The sequence below is a fragment of the Kitasatospora sp. NPDC059462 genome (assembly GCF_042749955.1).
Lineage (GTDB): Bacteria > Actinomycetota > Actinomycetes > Streptomycetales > Streptomycetaceae > Kitasatospora.
Map to the genome: position 1 here is coordinate 15,277 of NZ_JBHYUU010000063.1, position 23,744 is coordinate 39,020.

General features: G+C 72.2%; 17 protein-coding genes. 15 read left to right on the forward strand and 2 right to left on the reverse strand.

The genetic code is table 11. From position 1 onward, the window contains the following. The first annotated feature begins 150 nt into the window (after positions 1–150). The 6 genes from ACFXAM_RS18120 to ACFXAM_RS18145 all read left to right on the forward strand — a co-directional run bounded on the left by ACFXAM_RS18120 (position 151) and on the right by ACFXAM_RS18145 (position 6,084). The gene (locus ACFXAM_RS18120) at positions 151–1,827 is read left to right on the forward strand and encodes a type VII secretion protein EccB (RefSeq protein ID WP_380292283.1); all 1,677 of its coding nucleotides are present in this window, start codon (positions 151–153) and stop codon (positions 1,825–1,827) included. Between the two features lie 243 nt (positions 1,828–2,070). After that, positions 2,071–2,376 carry a WXG100 family type VII secretion target gene (locus tag ACFXAM_RS18125; protein ID WP_380292285.1) on the forward strand — a complete coding sequence of 102 codons (306 nt, stop codon included), beginning with the start codon at positions 2,071–2,073 and terminating at the stop codon, positions 2,374–2,376. 77 nt (positions 2,377–2,453) lie between these two features. After that, complete coding sequence (locus tag ACFXAM_RS18130) at positions 2,454–2,747, forward strand: WXG100 family type VII secretion target (protein ID WP_380292287.1); 294 nt, start codon at positions 2,454–2,456, stop codon at positions 2,745–2,747. A 90-nt stretch (positions 2,748–2,837) separates the two neighbouring features. After that, positions 2,838–4,073, forward strand: a complete 1,236-nt coding sequence (mycP, locus tag ACFXAM_RS18135) for a type VII secretion-associated serine protease mycosin (protein WP_380292289.1) — start codon at positions 2,838–2,840, stop codon at positions 4,071–4,073. Positions 4,074–4,184: 111 nt separating this feature from the next. Then, positions 4,185–4,727: a SigE family RNA polymerase sigma factor gene (locus ACFXAM_RS18140; RefSeq protein WP_380292291.1), complete on the forward strand. Its 543-nt coding sequence runs from the start codon at positions 4,185–4,187 to the stop codon at positions 4,725–4,727. Between the two features lie 76 nt (positions 4,728–4,803). After that, the gene (locus ACFXAM_RS18145; protein ID WP_380292292.1) at positions 4,804–6,084 is read left to right on the forward strand and encodes a hypothetical protein; all 1,281 of its coding nucleotides are present in this window, start codon (positions 4,804–4,806) and stop codon (positions 6,082–6,084) included. A gap of 81 nt (positions 6,085–6,165) precedes the next feature. Here the strand turns inward: ACFXAM_RS18145 and ACFXAM_RS18150 are convergent, their stop codons facing one another. Both ACFXAM_RS18150 and eccCa read right to left on the reverse strand, forming a co-directional pair. Next, positions 6,166–7,581: an APC family permease gene (locus ACFXAM_RS18150; RefSeq protein ID WP_380292294.1), complete on the reverse strand. Its 1,416-nt coding sequence runs from the start codon at positions 7,579–7,581 to the stop codon at positions 6,166–6,168. A gap of 471 nt (positions 7,582–8,052) precedes the next feature. Next, a complete protein-coding gene (eccCa, locus tag ACFXAM_RS18155; protein ID WP_380292296.1) occupies positions 8,053–12,000 on the reverse strand; it encodes a type VII secretion protein EccCa in 3,948 nt (1,315 codons plus the stop codon). A gap of 384 nt (positions 12,001–12,384) precedes the next feature. On the opposite strand from eccCa, the gene eccD reads away from it, so the two are divergent. From eccD to ACFXAM_RS18200, 9 genes are all read left to right on the forward strand, one after another. After that, positions 12,385–13,848, forward strand: coding sequence for a type VII secretion integral membrane protein EccD (gene eccD / locus ACFXAM_RS18160; RefSeq protein ID WP_380292298.1), 1,464 nt, complete (start codon positions 12,385–12,387; stop codon positions 13,846–13,848). Positions 13,849–14,032: 184 nt separating this feature from the next. Continuing rightward, positions 14,033–14,323 (forward strand): 30S ribosomal protein S15, encoded by a 291-nt coding sequence (gene rpsO, locus ACFXAM_RS18165; protein ID WP_209416808.1) that lies wholly within the window; start codon positions 14,033–14,035, stop codon positions 14,321–14,323. Positions 14,324–14,785: 462 nt separating this feature from the next. Continuing rightward, complete coding sequence (locus ACFXAM_RS18170; RefSeq protein WP_380292300.1) at positions 14,786–16,993, forward strand: polyribonucleotide nucleotidyltransferase; 2,208 nt, start codon at positions 14,786–14,788, stop codon at positions 16,991–16,993. 107 nt (positions 16,994–17,100) lie between these two features. Then, positions 17,101–18,453 carry a M16 family metallopeptidase gene (locus ACFXAM_RS18175; protein ID WP_380292302.1) on the forward strand — a complete coding sequence of 451 codons (1,353 nt, stop codon included), beginning with the start codon at positions 17,101–17,103 and terminating at the stop codon, positions 18,451–18,453. 13 nt (positions 18,454–18,466) lie between these two features. Then, the gene (gene dapB, locus ACFXAM_RS18180; RefSeq protein ID WP_380292304.1) at positions 18,467–19,213 is read left to right on the forward strand and encodes a 4-hydroxy-tetrahydrodipicolinate reductase; all 747 of its coding nucleotides are present in this window, start codon (positions 18,467–18,469) and stop codon (positions 19,211–19,213) included. A 7-nt stretch (positions 19,214–19,220) separates the two neighbouring features. Next, positions 19,221–19,706: a hypothetical protein gene (locus tag ACFXAM_RS18185; protein ID WP_380292306.1), complete on the forward strand. Its 486-nt coding sequence runs from the start codon at positions 19,221–19,223 to the stop codon at positions 19,704–19,706. Beyond that, positions 19,703–20,434: an FAD-dependent thymidylate synthase gene (thyX, locus tag ACFXAM_RS18190; protein ID WP_380292308.1), complete on the forward strand. Its 732-nt coding sequence runs from the start codon at positions 19,703–19,705 to the stop codon at positions 20,432–20,434. The genes ACFXAM_RS18185 and thyX overlap by 4 nt, the downstream gene beginning before the upstream one ends. A 281-nt stretch (positions 20,435–20,715) precedes the next feature. After that, complete coding sequence (dapA, locus tag ACFXAM_RS18195; RefSeq protein ID WP_380292310.1) at positions 20,716–21,615, forward strand: 4-hydroxy-tetrahydrodipicolinate synthase; 900 nt, start codon at positions 20,716–20,718, stop codon at positions 21,613–21,615. A gap of 170 nt (positions 21,616–21,785) precedes the next feature. Then, the gene (locus ACFXAM_RS18200; protein ID WP_380292312.1) at positions 21,786–23,471 is read left to right on the forward strand and encodes a ribonuclease J; all 1,686 of its coding nucleotides are present in this window, start codon (positions 21,786–21,788) and stop codon (positions 23,469–23,471) included. The last annotated feature ends 273 nt before the right edge of the window (positions 23,472–23,744 follow it).

A 23,744-nucleotide genomic window follows, 5' to 3' on the forward strand; every position in this document is an offset into this window, starting at 1 on the left:
GTTCGGTTGTCGCGGCCCGGCTGGCCGGTGCGTGAACCGTACCCGTACCGTACTCACCGTCTGCTGCCGCATCGTAGAGGGTTCGAGCGCGTTCTCGCCCGGGGGGTGCGGGACACGGGGCAGGACGGTCCGACAGGGGAGACGACGAGGATGGCATCGCGCCGCGACGAGCTGAACGCCTACACCTTCGCCCGCAAGCGCACGGTCGCGGCCTTTCTGCTGCCCGGCGGCGGGGGGAGCGACGAGGACGCGCCGCGGCCGGTCAAGGCGGTCCTGCCGAGCGTGATCGTGGGCGCGCTAATGGTCGGCGGCTTCGGCGTCTGGGGGGTGTTCAAGCCGAGCGCACCGGTGGGCTGGGACGAGGGCAAGTACATCGTCCAGGGCAAGCAGAGCACCACCCGGTACGTGGTGCTGACCGACCCGGACGGGAGGACCAAGCGGCTGCACCAGGTGCTGAACATGGCCTCGGCGCGGCTGGTGCTGCCGGTGGACTCCAAGGTCGTGGTGGTCGACGACGGCGTGCTGGACCGCTACCCCAACCACGGTCCGACGATCGGCATCCCGTACGCGCCGGACAAGCTGCCGAGCAAGGAGAACGCGAGCCGGCCGATGAAGTGGTCGGTCTGCGACCGCCCGGGCGACGAGCAGGGCAGCACCGTCGACCAGGCGGTGTTCGTGGCGGGCGGCGCGGACGCGGAGGCGCTCGGCGCGAGGGACCGGAAGCTGGACGTCGGCCAGGCGCTGCTGGTGCAGCAGGCGGACGACCCGCAGGTCGCCGCCTCCGGCCAGGGCGCGGGCCAGGGGAAGCTGAAGCTGTTCCTGGTGGACGACAAGGGCCGTCGGCACGCGATCGGCGGCCAGGGCGACTCGGACGCGACCCGCACCCAGCTGATGGGCGCGGTCTTCGGGCCGACCGCCGTCCCGCAGAAGGTGAAGAAGGACTGGCTGGAGACCCTGGTGCCGGGCAGCGACATCGTCTTCCCGAGGATCGACGGCCTGGTGCCGGACACCAAGGCCGCCAACTCCTCCGTGCCGCTGCAGAACCCGGAGGACCGCAAGATCGGCCGGCTGGTCAGGTTCGGCGACAAGCACTACGTGGTGGGCAAGGACCGGCTGCTGCTGATCACCCCGTTCCAGGCGGAACTCATCCGGCAGAACCCGCTGTTGCAGCCGCTGTACAACCAGGACGCCAACCGGACCCCGCGGGTCGACGAGCTGACCCCGGCCGAGCACGCCCTGGTCAACAGCGACGTGCCGCTGATGGCCGAGGGCGCCGCCGACTGGCCGGTGGCCACGGGCGCGCCGGCCAACAACTGGAAGGCGCCGAAGGACGCGCGTCCGGTGGTCTGCAGCACCTTCGACGGGGTGGCGGAGGACGGCCGGACGCCGAAGCGCAGCGTCTGGGCCGGCCCCGACTACCCGGTGCGCTACAGCAACGGCACGGCCACCGCCCATGTGACGCCGGGTCACGGCCTCTTCTACCGGGCGCTGGACAACGCCGCGGAGGGCTCCGGCACCGACTTCCTCATCACCGAGACCGGGCTGCGCTACGCGGTGCCGGCCAGCAGCGAGGGCGGCAAGGGCGGCCAGACCACCGCGCCGGCCCAGCCGGGACAGCCGGCCGGCCAGGGCGGGGCGGCGAAGACCCCCGCCGCGCCGAGCGCGACGCCGTCCGGGCCGCCGCAGCCCGAGGAGGCGGGCGGCAACCAGGCCAGGCTCGGCTACCAGGGCCTCCAGCCGGCGCTGGTGCCGCAGCAGTGGTCGAACCTGGTCCCGGTCGGCCCGGCGCTCAACGCGAAGAGCGCGGCGCAGCAGCAGAACGTCTGACCGCCGGCCGGACGCCCGGCCGACGGCGCGGGGCCCGGCCGGGTGACGGAGCGTCCGGGGAGCCTCTGCCCGGGCGGCGCAAAGGAATTGGTCTCGATGTCATGGCTTGGTAACTGCCCGTCGCCCGGTGTTGGGTGAGCTGCGTGTGCCGACTACAGTGCTGCAGGACATCACACCGGTGATGCCCGGGGGCCGGAAAGCGACCCCCGGCCACGAGGTCTGTCTCATGGGGGACGGTAGAGCATGGGTCAGTTCAAGACGACCGCTCAGGAGATGCTGGCGTTCGCCAAGCACATGGACGAGGTCATCAACAAGATCAACACCGAGATCAACGGCCTCAACAACCTGGTGGGTTCCATCACCAGCGGTTGGCAGGGCCAGGCCGCGACGGCGTACACCAACCTCCAGGGCCAGTTCAACACGGACGCCCAGGAGCTGAACAAGTCGCTGCGCGCCATCAAGGACGCGATCGAGCTCACGACCCAGAAGTACTCGCAGGCCGACGCCGACCAGCAGGCGATCTTCGGTTCCGCCGCCGCCGGCGCCTGAGCCTCGGCTCCGTCCGTTCACCCCGCGACGCGCACCCCGGGTGACGGGGTGCCGCGCAGCCTCGACTAGGAGACATCGTGGCCGACCACATTCTCGTCAACTTCGAGACCATCAAGAGCGCCAGCGCGGAGGTCCGCCGGACCGCGCAGACCATCAAGGCGCAGCTGGAGGAGCTGAAGGGCGGCGTCACCAAGATCGCCGCGAGCTGGGAGGGCGCCGCCCAGCAGGGCTACCAGGCCCACCAGACCAAGTGGGACCAGCGTGCCGAGCACCTGCAGCTGGTGCTGGAGCAGATCGCCAAGTCGCTGGACGACGCGGCCACCAGCTACCACAACACCGAGAGCCGCAACGCCACCCTCTGGACCGGCTGACGGCTCGCGCCGGACCCGGCGCGCCGTAGGGCGGGTGCCCCCTCGCGGGCACCCGCCTTTGGCGCGCGAGCGTGCAACCAGGTGGACGACATGAGGGGTGGCAGGGTGCCGGTGGTCAGGTACCGGACGGCGGCCGCGGCGGCGGCCGCGCTCGCGCTGCTGGGCGGCCCGCTGACGGTGCCGGCGGCGGCGGACGGGCCGGGCATCTCGGCCGCGGGGGAGTGCGGCAAGAACGCCCAGGACGTGCAGACCGTGCCGTGGTCGCTCCAGCGGATGGTGCTGGACGAGCTCTGGCAGGGCGGCACGGTCACCGGCGCCGGGGTGCTGGTCGCGGTCATCGACACCGGGGTGGACGACCAGAACCCGCAGCTCGCCAACAAGGTCCTCGACGGCGGTTCGCTGCTCAAGGACAAGGAGGGCAAGCAGGTCGAGGGCGGCGGCAAGGACGACCGGGTCGGCCACGGCACCAAGGTCGCGGGCATCATCGCGGCCGCCCGCAGCGAGCGGACCGGCTTCGTCGGGATCGCCCCGGGCGCCACGGTCCTGTCGATCCGGCAGAACGACGCCGAGGGCAACGGTGACGTGCACTCGCTGGTCGCGGCCGTCAACTCGGCGGTCCAGCAGGGCGCCAAGGTCATCAACATCTCCCAGGACGTGCGCGGCGCCGGTGACACCCGGTTCGTCGGCTACGAGGAGCTGAAGGCCGCGATCGACAACGCGGAGAACCGCGGGGTGGTGGTGGTCGCCTCCTCCGGCAACGACGGCCAGAAGGGCGACACCTATCCGGCGGCGTTCCGCACGGTGCTCGCCGTCGGCGCCTCCGACCGCAACAACGAGCGCACCTACTTCTCCCAGTACGGCGACTTCGTGGACGTCGCGGCCCCCGGCGTCGACATGCTCTCCACCGTCCCGCGCGCCGGGCAGTGCGTCGACAACGGCACCAGCTTCGCCGCGCCGTACGTCTCCGGGCTGGCGGCGCTGCTGGTCGGCGCGCACCCGGACTGGAAGCCCGGCCAGGTGCGGGCCTGGATCGAGCAGACCGCGCAGCGCACCGACCGCAAGGCGAACGAGTACATCGGCTGGGGCGTGGTCGACCCGGTGAAGGCGGTGACCACCGCGCCCGCCGCACCGGCCGACCGCCCGGTGGAGGACCCGCCGGTCGAGCTGGCCTCCGCGTCGATCGTGCCGCGCCCGCTCGGCCTCGGCGAGACCCAGGCCGACCGCGACGGCCGCACCGCGACCTACGTGCTGGGCATCGGCGCCCTGCTGGTCGCCCTGCTGATCGGCGGCGGCGTGGTGCTCCGCGACCACCGCCGGCGCACCTGACGGGGGCCCCGGCCGGGCGCCGGGAAGAACTCCGGGCCCGGCTGTAACATCCGGCCCCGGTCACCGCATCGAAGGAGTGTCGACGGCGGTGATCGGGGAGGGCGTGGGGGGATGGGCCGGAGCGCTGGCGCACGCGCGGCGAAGGACGCGGAGTTCCTGGAACTCGTCTCGGGACACACCGGACGGTTGTACCGCTCGGCCTGCCTGCTCACCGGCGGGGACACCCACGGGGCCGAGGACCTCGTCCAGGAGGCCCTCGGCCGGATGTACGTGCTGTGGCGCCGCAAGGCGTGGACCGGCGGGCGCCACCGGGTCGACAACCCCGGCGCCTACGCGCACACCGTGATGGTGCGGGTGTTCCTCGCCCAGAAGCGCCGCCGGTCCAGCGGTGAGCACCCCACCGACCGGCTGCCCGAGTCCGCGGGCCACGAGGCGGACGGGGCGCTGCGGCTCACCCTGCTCGACGCGCTCGGCGGGCTGTCCGTCCAGGACCGGGCGGTGCTGGTGCTGCGCTACTGGGAGGACCGCAGCGTCGAGGAGACCGCCGAGGTGCTGAGGCTGTCCTCGGGCGCGGTCCGCACCCGGACCTCCCGGGCGCTGGCGCGGTTGCGCGGGCGGCTCGGCGACTCGCTGGCCGAACTGACGGCCCGCTGACGGCACGACCCGACCGCCCGCTGCGGGGGTCCGCCACCGGCCCCTGTCCCGTGACCGAAGGAAACGGTGATCACGCATGTCGGCCTCCGACAGCTTCGAGGATGATCTGCTCCGCGCGATGACCCGCACGGGCGAGGCCTTCCACCCGCAGGGCCCGGCCGGGCTCGCGGCCGGCGGACTGGCCCGCGGCCGCCGCCGCTGGCGCCGCCGCTCGGCCCTCGCCGCGGTGGGCGGCGCGGCCGCGCTGACCCTGGTGGGTGCCGGCGCCGTGTACCTCACCGGTGGCTCCCCGGCCGCCTCGGGCCCGGCCCCGGCGGCGAGCGGCAGTGCCCCGGACTCCGGCGCCCCCGCCCCCGGGCCGTCCACGGCGGCCCCCACGGCGGCCCCCAGCGCCGCCTCCGGTGCCGCGGCGGTCGGCGGCGAGGAACTGCTCGCCGCCTTCCGGGCGATGCTGCCCGAGGGCCAGGTCGGCGAGGCCGAGGCGTCCGGAACCGGCGACGACGGCCGGCCCGGCGGCGGCGGGAGCCCCGGGGCCTCGCTGGTCCTCGACGACGGCAGGGGCAAGGCCATGATCACCGTCTCGGTGGCCAGGGTCGCCGGGAACGACCCGCGCCGGGCGGACAGCGGCTGCCCCGACCGGAAGCTGGTCCCCTACGACGCCTGCACCACGACCCCGCTGCCGGGCGGTGGCGCGCTGACCCTGTTCCAGGGCTACGAGCAGCCGCGCCCCCGGGGCGACACCAAGTGGTGGTCGGCCAGGCTGACCGGCGAGGACGGCCGGCTGATCGAGCTGAGCGAGTGGAACGCCCCGCAGCGCAAGGGGGTGCCGGTCTCCCGGGCCACCCCGCCGCTGAGCCCCGAGCAGCTCAGGGCGGTCGTCACCGACGGGTTCTGGGACCGGGTGGTCGCCGCCCTGGCGGAGCCGTACGGGCCGGACGGCACCGGCGGCCCGTACGGCGGGCAGGAGATCCTCGCGACCGTCGCCGAGCTGCTCCCGGCCGGGCTCAAGCGGAGCGAGGCCGACGGCGGCGATGCCTTCGCGAGCCTCGTGGTGAACGACGGCAGGGGCAAGTCGCTGGTGGAGCTCAACGTCGACGACTGGAGCGGGCCGCGGCACACCGAGCCGTTCGGGGGGTCGGAGACCATGCCCGACGGGACCCAGGTGAAGTTCCGCAAGCAGCCGGGCAACCCGGTGAAGTGGACGGCCGAGGCGCTGCACCCGGACGGCCTGCGGGTGGCGGTCAGCGCCTACAGCAGCGGTGCCCAGGGCGCCGCGTCCACCCGCACCGCGCCGGCGCTGACCGTCGAGCAGCTGAAGGCGATCGCGGCCAGCCCGGAGTGGAAGCTCAAGCGGTAGCCCGCGGACGCGGCAGTGCCCCGGGCCAGGGGGAGCCCGGGGCACTGCCGTGTGGGGGAGGGGGAGGGTTCGGGGGGAGGATCAGGCCTGCTGGTCCTCGGGGAGGCTGATCACCCAGTGGGTGTCCTGGCGGGGGCGCAGGTAGAACAGCCAGTAGAGGGTGGCGACGGCGGTGATGCCGCCGGTCCACAGCAGCGGGACCACGTCCAGCTGGGTGATGACGTAGCCGAGGACCACGATCAGCACCACCGGGACGGCCGGCCACAGCGGCATCCGCCAGGCGGCGGCGTGCTTGTGGTGCTTGCGGCGGGAGAGCAGCGCGGCGATCGCGACCAGCAGGTACATCCCGGTGACGGCGACGCCGGTGATCTCGCTGAGCAGCTCGCCCTTGACGTAGCAGAGCGCGGCGCCCGGCAGGCCGACGGCCAGGGTGGCGATCCACGGGGAGCCGAACCGGCCCAGGGTGCCGAAGGCCTTGTTGACCGGGCCGGGCCACGCCTTGTCGCGGGCCGAGGCGAACAGCACCCGGGAGTTCTGGATGACCATGACGATGCCGGCGTTGATGATGGCCAGCGCGACGCAGAGGCTGATGAAGGTGCCGACCGCGGAGTTGCTCCAGGCGGTGACCATGCCGGAGATGTCGCCGGAGCTCAGCGTCGCCAGGTCGGGGGCGCCCATGGTGATGGCGGCGACCGGGACGAGCAGGATCGCGGCGGAGATCCCCAGCGTCCACAGCACGGTGCGGGAGACGTTGCGGCGCGGGTTCTCCAGCTCCTCGGAGAGGTAGACGGCGGTGGAGAAGCCCTGGGTGATGAAGAGCGCGATGCCGAGGGCGCCGATGATCGCGCCGATGCTCACCGTGGTGGTGACGCCGTCCTCGCCGGTGACCACGCCGTGCAGCATGCTGGGCGCCCCGCCGTTGGCGTGGGCGAAGCCGAGCACCGACACCACGCCGGCCGCGACGACCTCCAGGACCAGGAAGATGCCGGTGATCCAGGCGTTGGCGCGCAGGTCCAGCAGGCCGGCCAGGGTGGCGGCGAGCATCACCGCCGCGCCGGCCAGGGGCTTGTCGACGTGCAGCACGGGGGCGAGGTAGTCGGCGGTGCCGAGGGCGATGACCGAGGGGACGATCATCACCACGATCAGCGAGAGCACGAAGACCAGCCAGCCGGCCAGGCGTCCGGCCAGGGTGCCGACCATCGCGTACTCGCCGCCGGCGCTGGGGATCAGGGTGCCGAGCTCGGAGTAGCAGAAGGCGACCGCGATGCAGAGCACCGAGCCGATCGCGATGGCGAGCGCGGTGGCGCTGCCGATGCTGGAGAACAGCTCCGGGACGATCACGAAGAGCGTGGAGGCCGGGGTGACGCAGGACAGCGTGAGCAGCGTGCCGCCGACGACGCCGATCGAGCGCTTGAGCTGCTGCTGCGGGGCGCCGGGCGCGCCTGCGACGGCCGCGGCGGAGGCCGCGGGGGCGGGCGGGCGAAGCGTGTCGGTCATGAGGCATCCGATCGGCTCTGTGCTGGTCCTGGAGAGGGAGCGGTATCGCCTCCGCTGGCTGACTGGCTCGGTGTCTGGTCCTGTCGCTCCCGGGCCGCCATGGAACCTTGGCCGGAATGATCGAGTCAATCGCGAAAGGGCTTCGGAATCCGTTGCCGTGAAGCGCATAAACATGCGATCCGATGATCACTGATCGTCATCACTATGCATGTCCGACTTGTTACTTTCGCTTCATCGCGCTGGAATCCAAGGTGAACGGCGGTTTACGTGCGCGCATTCCAAGGTGCTGTCCGGATGCGGGCGCAGGTCGACCGGAGGCCTCGACGGCCCCGTCAAGCCCCGGTCCGGGTACGGGAACCGCAGCCCCCCGGCGGAAAGATCTAGGTAACGTTTCAGCACCCGGGATGCCGGAAGGGGCCGGATCCGAGGACCCGACCCCTTCGAACACGCTGCGTCACGACAGACCGGCCGCTACGGCGCCGGCAGCCAGCCCGTCTGCACCATCTGCCCGCTGGTCACCCGGCGCGAGACGAACACGCCCCGGCCCGGCGGCAGCGCCTGCGGCTTGACGGTGCCCAGCAGCGGGCCCTCGTCCCGGTTGCCGGACAGCAGCACGCCCTGGCCGCCCAGCTCGCGCATCCGCTGCATGAACGGCTCGTACAGCGAGCGCCCGGCGCCGCCCGCGCTGCGCGCGACGATCACCCGCAGGCCGATGTCCCGCGCGAACGGCAGGAACTCCGCGAGCGCCGCCAGCGGGTTGCCCGAGGAGGTCGCCACCAGCTCGTAGTCGTCGACCACCACGAACATGTCCTTGCCGCTGTACCAGCTGCGGTTGCGCAGCTGCTCGGCGGTCACGTCCGGCCCGGGCAGCCGGCGCGCGCAGGCCCCGCGCAGCATCTCGACCACGCTCGACATGGCCGGCTGCGCGGCCGCGTACTCCACCAGGTACTCCGGCGGGACGACGCCGAGCAGCGCCCGCCGGTAGTCGCCGACCACGATGCCGGCCTGGTCCGGGGTGTAGCGCTCGGTGATCTGCTTGACGAGCATCCGCAGCAGCGCGGACTTCCCGGACTCGGTGTCGCCGAAGACGATGAACAGCGGGTCGGTCTCGAAGTTGACGAAGGCCGGCGCCAGCTCCGCCTCGTCCACGCCGAACGCGACGCCCCGCTCCGGGTGCTCGAAGCCCTTCGGCAGCGCGTGCCCGTCCAGCACCGCCGGCAGCATCCGCACCTGCGGCGCACGCGGGCCCGTCCACGCCCCGGCGACCGCCGAGACCAGCCCGGCCACGCCGTTCTGCAGGTCCTCCACCGAGCCGGAGCCGTCGAGGCGGGGCAGACCGGTGAGGAAGTGCAGCCGGTCCGCGGTGACGCCGCGGCCCGGGACGGCCGGCACGTTCTGCGCCACCCGGCGGTCCACCTCGGACTCCATGGAGTCGCCGAGCTTCAGCTCGGTCCGGTTCTGCAGCAGGTCCTTGAGCGCCGGGCGGACCTCCGCGTACCGGGCCGCGGTGACGATCAGGTGGACGCCGTAGCCCAGGCCCCGCTGGGCGATGTCGCCGATGACCGGCTCCAGCGCCTCGAACTCCTGCTTGAAGGTGTTCCAGCCGTCGATCACCAGGAAGACGTCGCCGAACTGCTCCTCCGGCAGCGCGCCGGAGGCCCGGCGGGCCCGGTAGGTGCCGATCGAGTCGATCCCGGTGGCGCGGAACAGCTCCTCGCGGCGGTTCAGCACGCCGTGCACCTCGGAGACCATCCGGCGCACCTTCTCGGCGTCCAGCCGCCCGGCCACCCCGCCGACCTGCGGCAGCTCCTGGAGCGACTGGAAGCCGCCACCGCCGAAGTCCAGCAGGTAGAACTGCACCTCCAGCGGGGTGTGGGTGAGCGCGAACGAGGCCACCGTGGTACGGATCACCGTCGACTTGCCGGAGCGCGGACCGCCGACCACCAGGCCGTGACCGGCCGCCGCCGAGTAGTCGTGGTCGAGGATGTCGCGCTTCTGGTCGCGCGGCTTGTCGACGATGCCGACCGGCACCCGCAGCCGGCCCAGCGCCCCGTACTGCGGCGCGGTCAGGCCGCGCTCGGCGGTCGCCTGGAGCGGCGGCAGCAGCTGGTCCACGCTCGGCGGGGCGTCCAGCGGCGGCAGCCACACCTGGTGCGCGGCCGGGCCCTGGCCCGTCATCCGCTGCACGAACACGTCGAGCACGGTGTCCGCCAGGGCGTCGTCCGGCTCCTCGGCGATCGGCTCGACCTCCTGCACCAGCGGCTCGGTCACCGGCACCTCGGCCGCGGTGAACCGCACCGGCCGCGCGGTCACCAGCCGGCCGCCGGTCGACCGCTGCTGCCCCGGCGCCCGGTACGGCCCGGAGACGTACGCCGCCTTGAACCGCTCCATCACGTCGGTGCCGAACTTCAGGTAGCCGACGCCCGGCACCGGCGGCAGGTGGTACGCGTCCGGGACGCCGATCGCCGCCCGCGACTCGGCCGCCGAGAAGGTGCGCAGACCGATCCGGTAGGAGAGGTAGGTGTCCAGCCCGCGCAGCTTGCCCTCCTCCAGACGCTGCGAGGCCAGCAGCAGGTGCACCCCGAGGGACCGGCCGATCCGGCCGATCTGGATGAACATGTCGATGAAGTCGGGCTTGGCGGTGAGGAGTTCGGAGAACTCGTCGATGATGAGCACCAGCGACGGCAGCGGGTCCAGCGCCGCGCCGGCCGCCCGGGCCCGCTCGTACTCGTGGATGTTCGCGTAGTTGCCGGCCCGGTGCAGCAGCTCCTGGCGCCGGTTGAGCTCGCCCTCGATGGCGTCCCGCATGCGGTCGACCAGGGTGAGCTGGCCCTCCAGGTTGGTGATCACCGCGGAGGTGTGCGGCATGTCCGCCATGCCCGCGAAGGTCGCGCCGCCCTTGAAGTCGGCGAGCACGAAGTTCAGCGTCTCCGAGGAGTGCGTCATCGCGAGGCCCAGCACCAGGGTGCGCAACAGCTCGGACTTGCCGGAGCCGGTCGCGCCGACGCACAGGCCGTGCGGGCCCATGCCCTCCAGCGCGGCCTCCTTGATGTCCAGGTACACGTGCTCGCCGCCGGCCCCGACACCGATCGGCACCCGCAGCCGCTCGTGCTGGGCCCGCTGCCGCCAGCTGCGGGTGACGTCGAAGGAGCCCGGGTCGCCGGAGTTCATCAGGTCGGTGAAGTCCAGGTTGGACAGCAGCGGTTCGTCGTCGCCGCCGGCCGAGGCCCGGTACGGCGCCAGCTGCCGGGCGAGCGCCTCGGACTGCCACGCGGACAGGGTGTCCGGGGTGCCGGCGTAGGTGGCGCCGGAGGCCGAGCGCAGCACCAGCTCGTCGGGCGAGACCGTGACGACCAGGTGCCCGGACGGCTCGTCCAGGTCACCCGGGACCACCTCGACGATGGTCACCCCGTGCACGCCCTCCGCACCGGCCAGCAGCGAGTCGTGCGGCACCGAGGCGCCGTCCATCACGACGACGATGTGCGGCTGGTCGGGCGCCGGCGCGGCGTCCCGGACGAACCGCTGACGGCCGGCGAGCTCGTCCTGCAACAGCAGTTCCAGCTCGCCGAGGCCGGTGGCGATCAGCCGGCGCGAACCGGCGCCGTCGCTCTCCTTGCGGTGCTGGTTGTGCGGGAGCCACTTGGTCCACTCCCACTCGTCCACCGCGCCGGGCGCGGCCGCCACCGTGATCAGCAGGTCGTCCGGCGAGTGCAGGGTGGTCAACTGGGCGATCATCGCCCGGACGTTGCCGTAGACGGTGTCCGGGTCCCCGCAGACCGTGATGTGGTAGAAGGCGCGCAGCGAGATCGCCAACGGCAGGTCCTGGAGGGTGCCGTGGGCCTTCAGGAAGGTCTGCATCGCGGCCGCCGACAGCGGCTCCAGCTCGTCCATCGGCGCGGTCTGCGGCGCCACCAGCGGGGTGGACAGCTGCACCGGTCCGCGGCCGACCCGTATCTGCGCGAAGTCGCCGTCCCCGGAGCGCCGTTCCCAGAGCCGGCGGCCGTCCGCGACGATCGACCAGAGCTGGTCCGGCTCGGGGTTCAGGAACAGCTGGGCGCCGCGCTGGCGCTCGGCGGTCCGGCGCACCTGACGGCGCATCTGCTGCAGGTACTTGAGGTAGTCGCGCCGTTCGTCCGCGGTGGCCGAGGAACCGCCCTTGCGGGCCCGGACGATCTGGGCGAGCGCCATGCCGACCGTCGAGACGATCATCAGACCGCCCATGATCTTCATCGGCGCCTGGGCGCCCGGCGAGAAGAAGAACACCGCCGATCCGCCCATGCCGAGCATCGGCAGGATGCTCATCACCCAGTCCTCGCCGCCCGACCGGGGCAGCTCGGGCGGGGGGACCATCTCCACCGGCTCGTCCGGCACCGCGGGCGGATAGGCCCGGGGCGGCCGCTTGACGGTGATCACGCCCATGCGCGCCCCACCCCCCGACCACGAACGCTTCGCTCGATCACCACGGCATCAGCCCTCACGCCACTGGATACGTACGGGTGAGGGCGCCCCGTGTGACGCCGCCCCCGCTCCGCCGACCGCAGGCACCCGGGGAGACGCGCGCCGCCCCCGCCGCCCTGCGCAGGGGGCCGATCCTACTGGGACCCCGGCCCCGCGGGGCCGCCCGCCCTCCACGGGGCCGGACACGAACCGAGCGGGTAGGGTAACGCCGCGCCAACTCGTGGCCCCGCCGGGCCGGTTCCGCCCGGCCGGCGCCGGCGCGTCAGCCAGACCGACCAGCCGCCGGTACCGCGGCACCGTCATCAAGGGGGAGCGCCCAGTGCGTCGAGCGAACGAGGTGCGGGCATGACGACGCCCGCCACGACCGGCTTCTGCCGGGTCACCGTCGTCGCCCCGGACAGCCGGATCGACGTCGCCCTGCCCGAGGACGTCCCGCTCGCGGACGTCTACCCCGAGGTGCTGCGCCTCTCCGGCCAGACCCAGCCCGACGGCGTCCCCACCGGCTTCCACCTGGTCCGCCGCGACGGCACCGTGCTCGACGGCAGCCGCTCGCTCGCCGCCCAGCAGGTGCGCGACGGCGACCTGCTCAGCCTGCGCCCGTTCGCCGAGTCGCTGCCGCCCGCCGTCTACGACGACGTCGCCGACGCCATCGCCACCGCCGGCGAGACCGACCGCCGGTTCTGGGGCCCCGAGCTGATGCGCGCCTTCGGCCTCATCGGCACCGGCGTGCTGCTCACCCTGCTCGGCTTCGCGCTCTGGTTCGCCGACCTGCGCCACGACATGCACGGCCTGCCCGGGGTGATCTCCGGCGTCGTCGCCGTCGTGCTCACCGCCCTCGCCGGCGTCCGCGCCCGGGTCTACCGGGACGCCTGGGCCGGCCTCGCGCTCGGCCTCGGCGCCCTGCCCCACGCCCTGATCGCCGGCAGCGGCGTGCTCGCCCCCACCGGCGGACCGCTGGACGGCCCCGGCCGGCTGCAGTTCCTCACCGGCTGCGTCGCCGTCCTGGTGGTCGCCGTCCTGCTGGTCGGCCTGCTGCCCGAGAAGGACTCGCTGTTCGTCGCCGCCGCCTTCCTGGCCGCGGCGGGCGCGCTGGCCACCTTCGCCGCCGTGCTGCTGCCCGGCACCCCGGCCGACCACATCGCCGCCGTCACCGGCGTCGCCGCCGTCGCCGCGATCGGCTTCCTGCCCGGCCTGTCCGCCCGCTTCGCCCGGCTGCCCGTCGGCTACAGCGCCCCCGGCCAGACCCGGGCCCGCGGCCGCGACCACGACGAGGACGCCGCCCGCGCCGAACTCGTCCAGTACGAGCGGATCGCCCACCAGGCCCGCCGCGGCCACGAAGTGCTGGTCGGCCTGGTCGGCGGCTGCGCCGCGGTGATCGTCGGCGCCTGCGCGGTGCTCGGCTTCACCGACGAGACCTTCCCCGAACTGCTCGCCCTGGTCCTCGGCCTGGCCACCATGCTCCGCGCCCGGCTGTTCCGCTACAGCGCGCAGGTCTTCAGCCTCACCGTCGCCGGCCTGCTCGGCCTGTCCCTGCTGATCGTCGGCCTCTCCCTGCACACCCCGCAGTTCGTGCTGCGGGCCGGGATCGGCTCCACCGACGCCGACCTGCGCACCGTCTGGCTGGCCGCCTCGATCGCCTTCGGCGCCGCGGTGCTCACCGCGATCGCCCTGGTGGTGCCGCGGCTGGGCGTCTCCCCGTTCTGGGGGCGCATCCTGGACCTGCTCGACAGCCTCACCCTGATGTCGCTGGTGCCGCTGGTGCTGGCCGTCCTCGACGTCTACCGGCTGGTCCGCGGCGCCACCGGCTGACCGGCCCGCCGGGGCCGCCCGACGGCGGTGCCGGAGGCACTGGTACGCTTGGCCTCCGAGCGCAGCCGTGTGTCCGCCCCCGGGTGGGGCGAGGACCGGCGGCCGTGCTCGTCACGACACCGAGTTCTCCCAGAGTCCTGTGCCGTAGACCAGGACCGCTCGGTATCACCTCGAAGGAGTTGCAGTGGCTCTCGCCTCTGACGTGAAGAAGCAGATCATCGCCGAGTTCGGCCAGAAGGAGGGCGACACCGGCTCCCCCGAGGTCCAGGTGGCCATGCTCTCCCGCCGCATCTCGGACCTGACCGAGCACCTCAAGTCGCACAAGCACGACCACCACTCGCGCCGCGGCCTGCTGATCCTGGTCGGCCAGCGCCGTCGTCTGCTGCAGTACCTGGCCAAGAAGGACATCGAGCGCTTCCGTACGCTCGTCGACCGCCTGGGCATCCGCCGCGGTGCCGCCGGCGGCGCCCGCTGAGAACGCCGCTCGGGGCGGCTCCCCACACCGGGGAGCCGCCCCTCGCGCGTATGCCGCGGCGGTACGGCCGGGGCGCCCACCGGGGCGTCCGAACGCAACGACCGTGCATAACAACTCGCGCGCACCTCCCCAGGTGGCCGAGGATTGCACCGTAGGGTTGTGGGCATGCCGGGTGATGGCGCCGCAAGCGCGCCACCAGGCAGCAGAACCCGACCCCCGCGGGACGAAGGCTTCAAACGGAAGCCGCCCGCATCCGAGAGAGCGTCCAGACGCGGACCGCCCGTCCGGACCCGGCCGGCCGAGAGGCGCCGGTCCTCGGTAGTGGCCGCCGGAGGCCCCGCCCATCGAAGCGGGGTGCACCGGAGGCTTCGATCGAAGACCGGCCCGACCGTCCAGGGTCAACACGCAGGCGATGCGCGGGGACGCTCTCCCGGAAGACGTACGAAAGAGGAGATCTTCCAGGTGGAAGAGAACGTGTTCTACGCCGAGGCCGTGATCGACAACGGTTCCTTCGGCACCCGTACCATCCGCTTCGAGACCGGCCGTCTGGCCCGTCAGGCGGCCGGCTCCGCCGTCGCCTACCTGGACGACGACACCATGGTGCTGTCGGCCACCAGCGCGTCCAAGCAGCCGAAGGAGCACTTCGACTTCTTCCCGCTGACGGTGGACGTCGAGGAGCGGATGTACGCCGCCGGCCGCATCCCCGGCTCGTTCTTCCGTCGTGAGGGCCGGCCCTCCGAGGACGCGATCCTCACCTGCCGCCTGATCGACCGCCCGCTGCGCCCGTCCTTCGTCAAGGGCCTGCGCAACGAGGTCCAGGTCGTCGTCACCGTGATGGCGCTGAACCCGGACCACCTGTACGACGTGGTGGCCATCAACGCCGCCTCCGCCTCCACCCAGCTGGCGGGCCTGCCGTTCTCCGGCCCGATCGGCGGCGTGCGCGTCGCGCTGATCAACGGCCAGTGGGTCGCCTTCCCGACCCACAGCGAGCTGGAGTCGGCCGTCTTCGACATGGTCGTGGCCGGCCGCGTCCTGCCGGACGGCGACGTCGCGATCATGATGGTCGAGGCCGAGGCCACCGACAAGACCATCAAGCTGGTCGAGGGCGGCGCCGACGCGCCGACCGAGGAGATCGTCGCCTCCGGCCTGGAGGCCGCGAAGCCGTTCATCAAGGTCCTGTGCGCCGCGCAGTCGCAGCTGGCCGCCCAGGCCGCCAAGCCGACCGGCGAGTTCCCGGTCTTCCTGGACTACCAGGACGACGTGCTCGCCGCGCTGACCGCCGCCGTCAAGGACGAGCTCGCCCAGGCCCTGACCATCGCGGGCAAGCAGGAGCGCAACAACGAGCTGGACCGCGTCAAGGCGCTGGCCGCCGAGAAGCTGCTGCCCGAGTTCGAGGGCCGCGAGAAGGAGATCAGCGCCGCCTACAACGCGCTGACCAAGAAGATCGTCCGCGAGCGCGTCATCAAGGACAAGGTCCGCATCGACGGCCGCGGCGTCACCGACATCCGCACCCTGGCCGCCGAGGTCGAGGCCATCCCGCGGGTGCACGGCTCGGCCCTGTTCGAGCGCGGCGAGACCCAGATCCTGGGTGTCACCACGCTGAACATGCTCCGCATGGAGCAGCAGCTGGACACGCTCTCCCCGGAGACCCGCCGCCGCTACATGCACAACTACAACTTCCCGCCGTACTCGGTCGGCGAGACCGGCCGCGTCGGTTCGCCGAAGCGCCGCGAGATCGGCCACGGCGCGCTGGCCGAGCGGGCCATCCTGCCGGTGCTGCCGACCCGCGAGGAGTTCCCGTACGCCATCCGCCAGGTCTCCGAGGCGCTCGGCTCCAACGGCTCCACCTCGATGGGCTCGGTCTGCGCCTCCACCATGTCGCTGCTGAACGCCGGTGTGCCGCTGAAGGCCGCCGTCGCCGGCATCGCCATGGGCCTGATCTCCCAGGAGATCGACGGTGAGACCCACTACGTGACCCTCACCGACATCCTTGGCGCCGAGGACGCGTACGGCGACATGGACTTCAAGGTCGCCGGTACCCGCAACTTCATCACCGCTCTGCAGCTGGACACCAAGCTCAACGGCATCCCGGCGTCGGTGCTGGCCGCCGCGCTGAAGCAGGCCCGCGACGCCCGCCTGCACATCCTCGACGTGATGAACGAGGCCATCGACTCCCCGGACGAGATGTCCCCGAACGCGCCGCGCATCATCACCATCAAGATTCCGGTGGACAAGATCGGCGAGGTCATCGGCCCCAAGGGCAAGATGATCAACCAGATCCAGGAGGACACCGGCGCCGAGATCACGATCGAGGACGACGGCACCATCTACATCGGTGCCGCCGACGGCCCGGCCGCCGAGGCCGCCCGCACCACGATCAACCAGATCGCCAACCCGACCATGCCAGAGGTCGGCGAGCGCTACCTGGGCACCGTGGTCAAGACCACGACCTTCGGTGCCTTCGTGTCGCTCATGCCGGGCAAGGACGGTCTGCTGCACATCTCGCAGATCCGCAAGCTCGCCGGCGGCAAGCGCGTGGAGAACGTCGAGGACGTCCTCGGCGTCGGCGCCAAGGTGCAGGTCGAGATCGCCGAGATCGACCCGCGCGGCAAGCTCTCGCTGATCCCGGTCATCGAGGGCGAGGAGAACGCCGAGGCCGCTTCCGAGTGAAGCGCCGCTAGCTGAACCCAGCGGCCCGCACGCCCCCAGCGGCGTGCGGGCCGCACCCTGTTGTCCCGCGCTCCCGACGGACCGCTTTTTTCTACGGAGGTACCCCCGTGGCCCAGGCCTCGGCGGCGACGCAGCGCCCCGGCACGACCCGGACCCTGCTGAAGGGCGCGGACGGCGCCGGAACCGTGCGCCGCACCGTCCTCCCCGGCGGCCTGCGCGTCGTCACCGAGACCCTGCCGACGGTGCGCTCCGCGACCTTCGGCATCTGGGTCGGCGTCGGCTCGCGGGACGAGACCCCGCAGCTCAACGGCGCCACGCACTACCTGGAGCACCTGCTCTTCAAGGGCACCGAGCGGCGCAGCGCGCTGGACATCTCGGCCGCCCTGGACGCGGTCGGCGGCGAGATGAACGCCTTCACCGCCAAGGAGAACACCTGCTACTACGCGCGGGTGCTCGACACCGACCTGCCGCTGGCCATCGACGTGGTCTGCGACATGCTCACCGGCTCGCTGATCCGCCCCGAGGACGTCGAGGCCGAGCGCGGCGTCATCCTCGAAGAGATGGCGATGGCCGAGGACGACCCGGGTGACGTCGTCCACGACCTCTTCGCCAAGGTGATCTTCGGCAACGGCCCGCTCGGCCGGCCGATCCTCGGCACCCAGGAGACCGTCCGGGCGCTCAGCCGCGACCAGATCGCGAACTTCTTCCACCGCCGCTACCGGCCCGAGCACCTGGTCGTCGCCGCGGCCGGCAACCTGGACCACCGCAAGGTCGTCCGGCAGGTCGAGCGGGCCTTCGCGCCGCTGCTCGCCAAGTCCGACGCCGCCCCCGCCGAGCCCCGGCACGGCGTGAAGGCGCTGCGGACCGCGGGCCGGGTCGAGGTGCTCAACCGGGCCACCGAGCAGGCCCACCTGGTGCTGGGCGTGCCCGGCGTGCCCCGGCACGACGAGCGCCGCTGGGCGATGGGCGTGCTCAACGCGGCCCTCGGCGGCGGCATGAGCTCCCGGCTGTTCCAGGAGGTCCGGGAGAAGCGCGGCCTGGCGTACTCGGTGTACTCGTACTCCTCCTCCTACGCGGACAGCGGCCTGTTCGGCATCTACGCCGGCTGCCAGCCCAAGCGGGTCGAGGAGGTGCTGCGGATCTGCCGCGAGGAGCTCGCCAAGGTGGTCGCCGAGGGCATCACCGAGGAGGAGCTGCAGCGCGCGATCGGCCAGATCTCCGGCTCCACCGTGCTCGGCATGGAGGACACCGGCTCGCTGATGAACCGCATCGGCAAGGCCGAGCTCAGCTACGGCCACCACCTGTCGGTCGACGACATGCTGGGGAAGATCGCGGCGGTGACCCTGGAGGACGTCCACGAGGTCGCCCGTGATGTGCTGGGCGCGTACCGGCCGTCGCTGGCGCTGATCGGTCCGGTCAACGACAAGCGGGCCGCGAAGCTCGCCGACCTGCTGGTGTGAGAGGACTTTCGCTATGACGCTGCGTGTCGCCGTGATCGGCGCCAAGGGACGGATCGGCTCTGAGGCGGTCAAGGCCGTGGAGGCCGCCCCCGACCTGGAGCTGGTCGCCGCCCTCGGCCGCGGGTCCGACCTGGCGGAGCTGACCCGGGCCGGCGCCCAGGTGGCCGTCGAGCTGACCCATCCGGACGCGGTGATGGGCAACCTCGACCACTGCCTGCGCCACGGGATCCACGTGGTCACCGGCACCACCGGCTGGACCGACGAGCGGCTGGCCACCGTGCGTGGCCTGCTCGACGAGGCGCCGGAGCTCGGCCTGCTGATCGCGCCGAACTTCTCGATCGGCGCGATCCTCGGCATGAAGTTCTCGCAGATCGCCGCGAGGTACTTCGAGTCGGTCGAGGTCGTCGAAATGCACCACGACGGCAAGGCGGACGCCCCCAGCGGCACCGCCGCCCGCACCGCCCAGCTGATCGCCGCCGCCCGCGCGGAGGCCGGCCGGCCGCCGCAGCAGGACCCGACCACCCACAGCCTGCCCGGCGCCCGCGGCGCCGACGTCGACGGGGTGCCGGTGCACTCGGTGCGGCTGCGCGGCCTGCTCGCCCACCAGCAGGTGATGTTCGGCGACACCGGCGAGACCCTCACCATCCGGCACGACTCGCTGCACCACAGCAGCTTCATGCCGGGCATCCTGCTCGGCGTGCGCAAGGTCGTGGAGACGCCCGGGCTCACCCTGGGCCTCGAACACTTCCTGGACCTGTGAGCCCGGCATGACCTCCCGTACCGGTTTCTTCGTCCTCGCCGGCGTGCTGGCGCTGGTCGCGCTGATCTGCGTCGGCGAGGGCGTCCAGCTGATCGCCACCGGCAAGCCGCTCGGCATCGGCCTGGGCCTGTGCGCCTTCGTCGTCCCGGTCATCGGCCTCTGGTTCCTGCGCCAGACGGTCCGCTTCGGCCGGGACAGCGAGCGGCTCGCCCGTGAGCTGGAGGCCGAGGGCGGTCTGCCCGTCGACGAGCTGAAGCGCACCGAGGGCGGGCGGATCGACCGCGCCTCGGCCGACGAGGTGTTCGCCCGCCGCAAGGCCGAGGCCGAGGCCGCCCCCGGCGACTGGCGGGTCTTCTTCCGCCTGGCGGTCGCCTACGCCGACGCCGGCGACGTGCCGCGCGCCCGCAAGACCATGCAGCACGCGATCCGGCTGCACCGCACCACCGGCACCACCGGCACCACCACCAACAAGCCTGCGAGGAGTAGCGCGTGAGCGACGACACGACGGCCCCCCGGTTCCGCGGCGACGTCACCGTGGACCTGGTCCGCAGTGCCGCCGACGACTCGGACGTCATCTGGGCGGCCCGGGTCTCGACGGCGGGCGAGCAGTCCCTGGAGGCGCTCCAGCAGGACCCGGAGAAGTCCAAGGGCCTGATCAACTTCCTGATGCGGGACCGGCACGGCACGCCCTTCGAGCACAACTCGATGACCTTCTTCATCAGCGCGCCGATCTTCGTCTTCCGCGAGTTCCACCGCCACCGCAGCGGCTGGTCGTACAACGAGGAGTCGGGCCGCTACCGCGAGCTGCAGCCGGTCTTCTACGTGCCGGCCGAGGAGCGCCGGCTGGTCCAGCAGGGCCGGCCGGGCCGCTACGAGTTCATCGAGGGCACCCCCGAGCAGCACGCGACCGTCACCGCCTCGATGGAGGCCGCCTACCGCGAGGCGTACGGGCGCTACCAGGAGATGCTGGAGGCCGGCGTGGCCCGCGAGGTCGCCCGTGCGGTGCTGCCGGTCGGGCTCTACTCGTCGATGTACGCGACCTGCAACGCCCGCTCGCTGATGCACTTCCTGTCGCTGCGCACCAAGCGGGAGAACTCGGCGGTGCCGTCGTTCCCGCAGCGCGAGATCGAGATGGTCGCCGAGCGGATGGAGGAGCAGTGGGCCGAGCTCATGCCGCTCACCCATGCGGCCTTCGAGAAGCACGGCCGGGTCGCCCCCTGACCTGCGGCGACGGGCATCCGGGGAGAGTGTCTGGCATGTCTGGATTGCGGCATATCTGACCTCTCCCTACGCTCGTGAACACGGATTCCGGTGCTGCTTGAACCCCCGAGCACGCAGCACCGGAATCCCACGTCCCCGCTGCTGGAACCGCTGGCACCGCCTCCGCGGAGGCGCTGCGCGGCCGCTTCGCAGCCGGGCCCACCGCCGGCCCACCGCCGCGGCCGTCCGAACCGTGGACCGGCCTGGGTGCCGCCCCACCGCCTACGAGTAGTTTTGGACGCATGGCTCCGACCTCCACCCCCCAGACGCCCTTCGGGCGGGTCCTGACCGCGATGGTGACACCGTTCACCGCCGACGGCGGCCTCGACCTCGACGGCGCCCAGCGCCTCGCCGCGCACCTCGTCGACTCCGGCAACGACGGCCTCGTCGTCAACGGCACCACCGGGGAGTCCCCGACCACCAGTGACGCCGAGAAGGCCCAGCTCGTCCGCGCCGTGGTGGAGGCGGTCGGGGACCGGGCCCACGTGGTGGCCGGGGTCGGCACCAACGACACCCGTCACAGCGTGGAGCTGGCCCGCCAGGCCGAGGCGGCCGGCGCGCACGGCCTGCTGGCGGTCACGCCGTACTACAGCAAGCCCCCGCAGGAGGGCCTGTACCGGCACACCGTGGAGATCGCCGACGCCACCGGGCTGCCGGTCATGCTGTACGACATCCCCGGTCGCAGCGGCGTCGCGCTGAGCCACGAGACGCTGGTCCGGCTGGGCGAACACCCGCGGATCGTCGCCAACAAGGACGCCAAGGGCGACCTCGGCGCCGCCGCCTGGGCCATCGCCCGCTCCGACCTCGCCTGGTACTCCGGTGACGACATCCTCAACCTGCCGCTGCTGTCGGTCGGAGCCGTCGGTGTCGTCAGCGTGGTCGGTCATGTGGTCGCCGGCGAGCTGCGGACCATGGTCGAGGCCTACCTGGCCGGCGATGTGGCCAAGGCCACGGCGGTCCACCAGCGCCTGCTGCCGGTGTTCACCGGTATCTTCCGCACCCAGGGCGTCATCCTCGCCAAGGCCGCGCTCGGGCTCCAGGGCCTGCCCGCCGGCCCGCTGCGGCTGCCCCTGGTCGGCGCGACTCCCGAGGAGATCGCCCAACTGAAGAAGGATCTCGCCGACGGCGGGGTAGACCTCTAACAGACACAGACGTGCGCGCCCCGGCTCGCCGGACCCTCACGGGCCCGCCGCTGGACCGGACCGAAGGCGCGAGAGCACCGACCTGGTAGGAAAACGACACTGAGAACGCACGCCATATGTCTCGCGGGGGAGGACCCCGGACATATGGCGTGCGTCGTGAGGAGAGTCTTTTGAGCCACCCGCATCCCGAACTCGGCGCGCCGCCGGCCCTGAAGGCGGGCGCCCTGCGCATCACCCCGCTCGGCGGTCTCGGCGAGATCGGCCGCAACATGACGGTCTTCGAGTACGGGGACCGCATTCTCATCGTCGACTGCGGCGTCCTCTTCCCCGAGGACGAGCAGCCCGGCGTCGACCTGATCCTCCCGGACTTCAGCTACATCCGGGACCGCCTCGACAAGATCGACGGCATCGTCCTCACGCACGGCCACGAGGACCACATCGGCGCCGTCCCGTTCCTGCTCCGGGAGAACCCGGACATCCCGCTGATCGGGTCGAAGCTCACCCTCGCGCTGATCGAGGCCAAGCTCGCCGAGCACCGCATCCGCCCGTACGTGCTGGAGGTCGCCGAGGGCGACCGCGAGCGGATCGGTCCCTTCGACTGCCAGTTCATCGCGGTCAACCACTCCATCCCGGACGCGCTGGCCGTCGCCGTGCGCACGCCCGCCGGCATGGTCGTCGCCACCGGTGACTTCAAGATGGACCAGCTGCCGCTCGACGGCCGGCTCACCGACCTGCCGACCTTCGCCAAGCTGGCGGAGGAGGGCATGGACCTGCTGCTGGTGGACTCCACCAACGCCGAGGTCCCCGGCTTCATCCCGCACGAGCGGGACATCTCGGCCGCCCTGCGAAACGTTTTCGCGAACGCCGAGAAGCGCATCATCGTGGCCTCGTTCGCCAGCCACGTGCACCGCATCCAGCAGGTGCTGGACGCCGCGCACGAGTACAAGCGCAAGGTCGCCTTCGTCGGCCGCTCGATGGTCCGCAACATGGGCATCGCCCGCGACCTCGGGTACCTGAAGGTCCCCGGCAACATGGTCGTCGACGTCAAGCAGCTGGACGACCTGCCGGACAAGGAGGTCGTGCTGATCTGTACCGGCTCGCAGGGCGAGCCGATGGCCGCGCTGTCCCGGATGGCCAACCGCGACCACCAGATCCGCATCGTCGAGGGCGACACCGTCGTCCTGGCGTCCTCGCTCATCCCGGGCAACGAGAACGCCGTCTACCGGGTCATCAACGGCCTGACCCGCTGGGGCGCCAAGGTCGTGCACAAGGGCAACGCCAAGGTGCACGTCTCCGGCCACGCCTCGGCCGGCGAGCTGCTGTACTTCTTCAACATCTGCAAGCCGCGCAACCTCATGCCGGTGCACGGCGAGTGGCGCCACCTGCGGGCCGCGGCCGACCTCGGCATCGCGACCGGTGTCCCGCGCAACCGGGTGGTCATCGCGGAGGACGGCGTCTGTGTCGACCTGGAGGACGGTGTCGCCCGCATCGTCGGCAAGGTGCAGGCCGGCTACGTCTACGTCGACGGCTCCTCGGTCGGTGACATCACCGAGGCCTCGCTCAAGGACCGCCGGATCCTCGGCGAGGAGGGCTTCATCTCCTGCTTCGTGGTGGTCGACTCCGCCAACGGCAAGATCGTCGGCGGTCCGACCATCCAGGCCCGCGGCTCCGGCATCGACGACGCCGCGTTCGTCCCGGTCGCGGCCAGGCTGCAGGAGGCCCTCGACCGCTCGGCGAGCGACGGTGTCCTGGAGATCCGCCAGGTCCAGCAGCTCGTCCGCCGGACCATCGGCAAGTGGGTGGCCGACAACTACCGTCGCCGCCCGATGATCCTCCCGGTCGTGGTCGAGGTCTGAGCCCTCCCGGCCTGATTTGACGTGGGGCAACCCGGTGCGTAATGTTCTCCGGGTTGCCCCACGGGACGGCCCCCAGTCGAAGTCCTCGAAACGAAATTCGAGAACGGAGCGGGAAAACGGCCCGAGAAACTCTGATAGAGTTCGGGAGCGCCGAAAGGCCGAAGCGAATCGGACAAAAGAAACTCCGGAAAACGGAGCGGAAAACATCTGATAAGCTGGAAACACGAAAGAACGAAGCGCCCGGAGGGCCGGTGTGAAAGCCGCCTGATGGAA

Excerpts from the sequence above, each read along its gene's own strand:
- ACFXAM_RS18120 (WP_380292283.1), top strand. The coding sequence starts at position 151 with ATGGCATCGCGCCGCGACGAGCTGAACGCCTACACCTTCGCCCGCAAG.
- ACFXAM_RS18125 (WP_380292285.1), top strand. The coding sequence starts at position 2,071 with ATGGGTCAGTTCAAGACGACCGCTCAGGAGATGCTGGCGTTCGCCAAG.
- mycP (WP_380292289.1), top strand. The coding sequence starts at position 2,838 with ATGAGGGGTGGCAGGGTGCCGGTGGTCAGGTACCGGACGGCGGCCGCG.
- ACFXAM_RS18140 (WP_380292291.1), top strand. The coding sequence starts at position 4,185 with ATGGGCCGGAGCGCTGGCGCACGCGCGGCGAAGGACGCGGAGTTCCTG.
- ACFXAM_RS18145 (WP_380292292.1), top strand. The coding sequence starts at position 4,804 with ATGTCGGCCTCCGACAGCTTCGAGGATGATCTGCTCCGCGCGATGACC.
- ACFXAM_RS18150 (WP_380292294.1), bottom strand. The coding sequence starts at position 7,581 with ATGACCGACACGCTTCGCCCGCCCGCCCCCGCGGCCTCCGCCGCGGCC.
- eccCa (WP_380292296.1), bottom strand. The coding sequence starts at position 12,000 with ATGGGCGTGATCACCGTCAAGCGGCCGCCCCGGGCCTATCCGCCCGCG.
- eccD (WP_380292298.1), top strand. The coding sequence starts at position 12,385 with ATGACGACGCCCGCCACGACCGGCTTCTGCCGGGTCACCGTCGTCGCC.
- dapB (WP_380292304.1), top strand. The coding sequence starts at position 18,467 with ATGACGCTGCGTGTCGCCGTGATCGGCGCCAAGGGACGGATCGGCTCT.
- ACFXAM_RS18185 (WP_380292306.1), top strand. The coding sequence starts at position 19,221 with ATGACCTCCCGTACCGGTTTCTTCGTCCTCGCCGGCGTGCTGGCGCTG.
- dapA (WP_380292310.1), top strand. The coding sequence starts at position 20,716 with ATGGCTCCGACCTCCACCCCCCAGACGCCCTTCGGGCGGGTCCTGACC.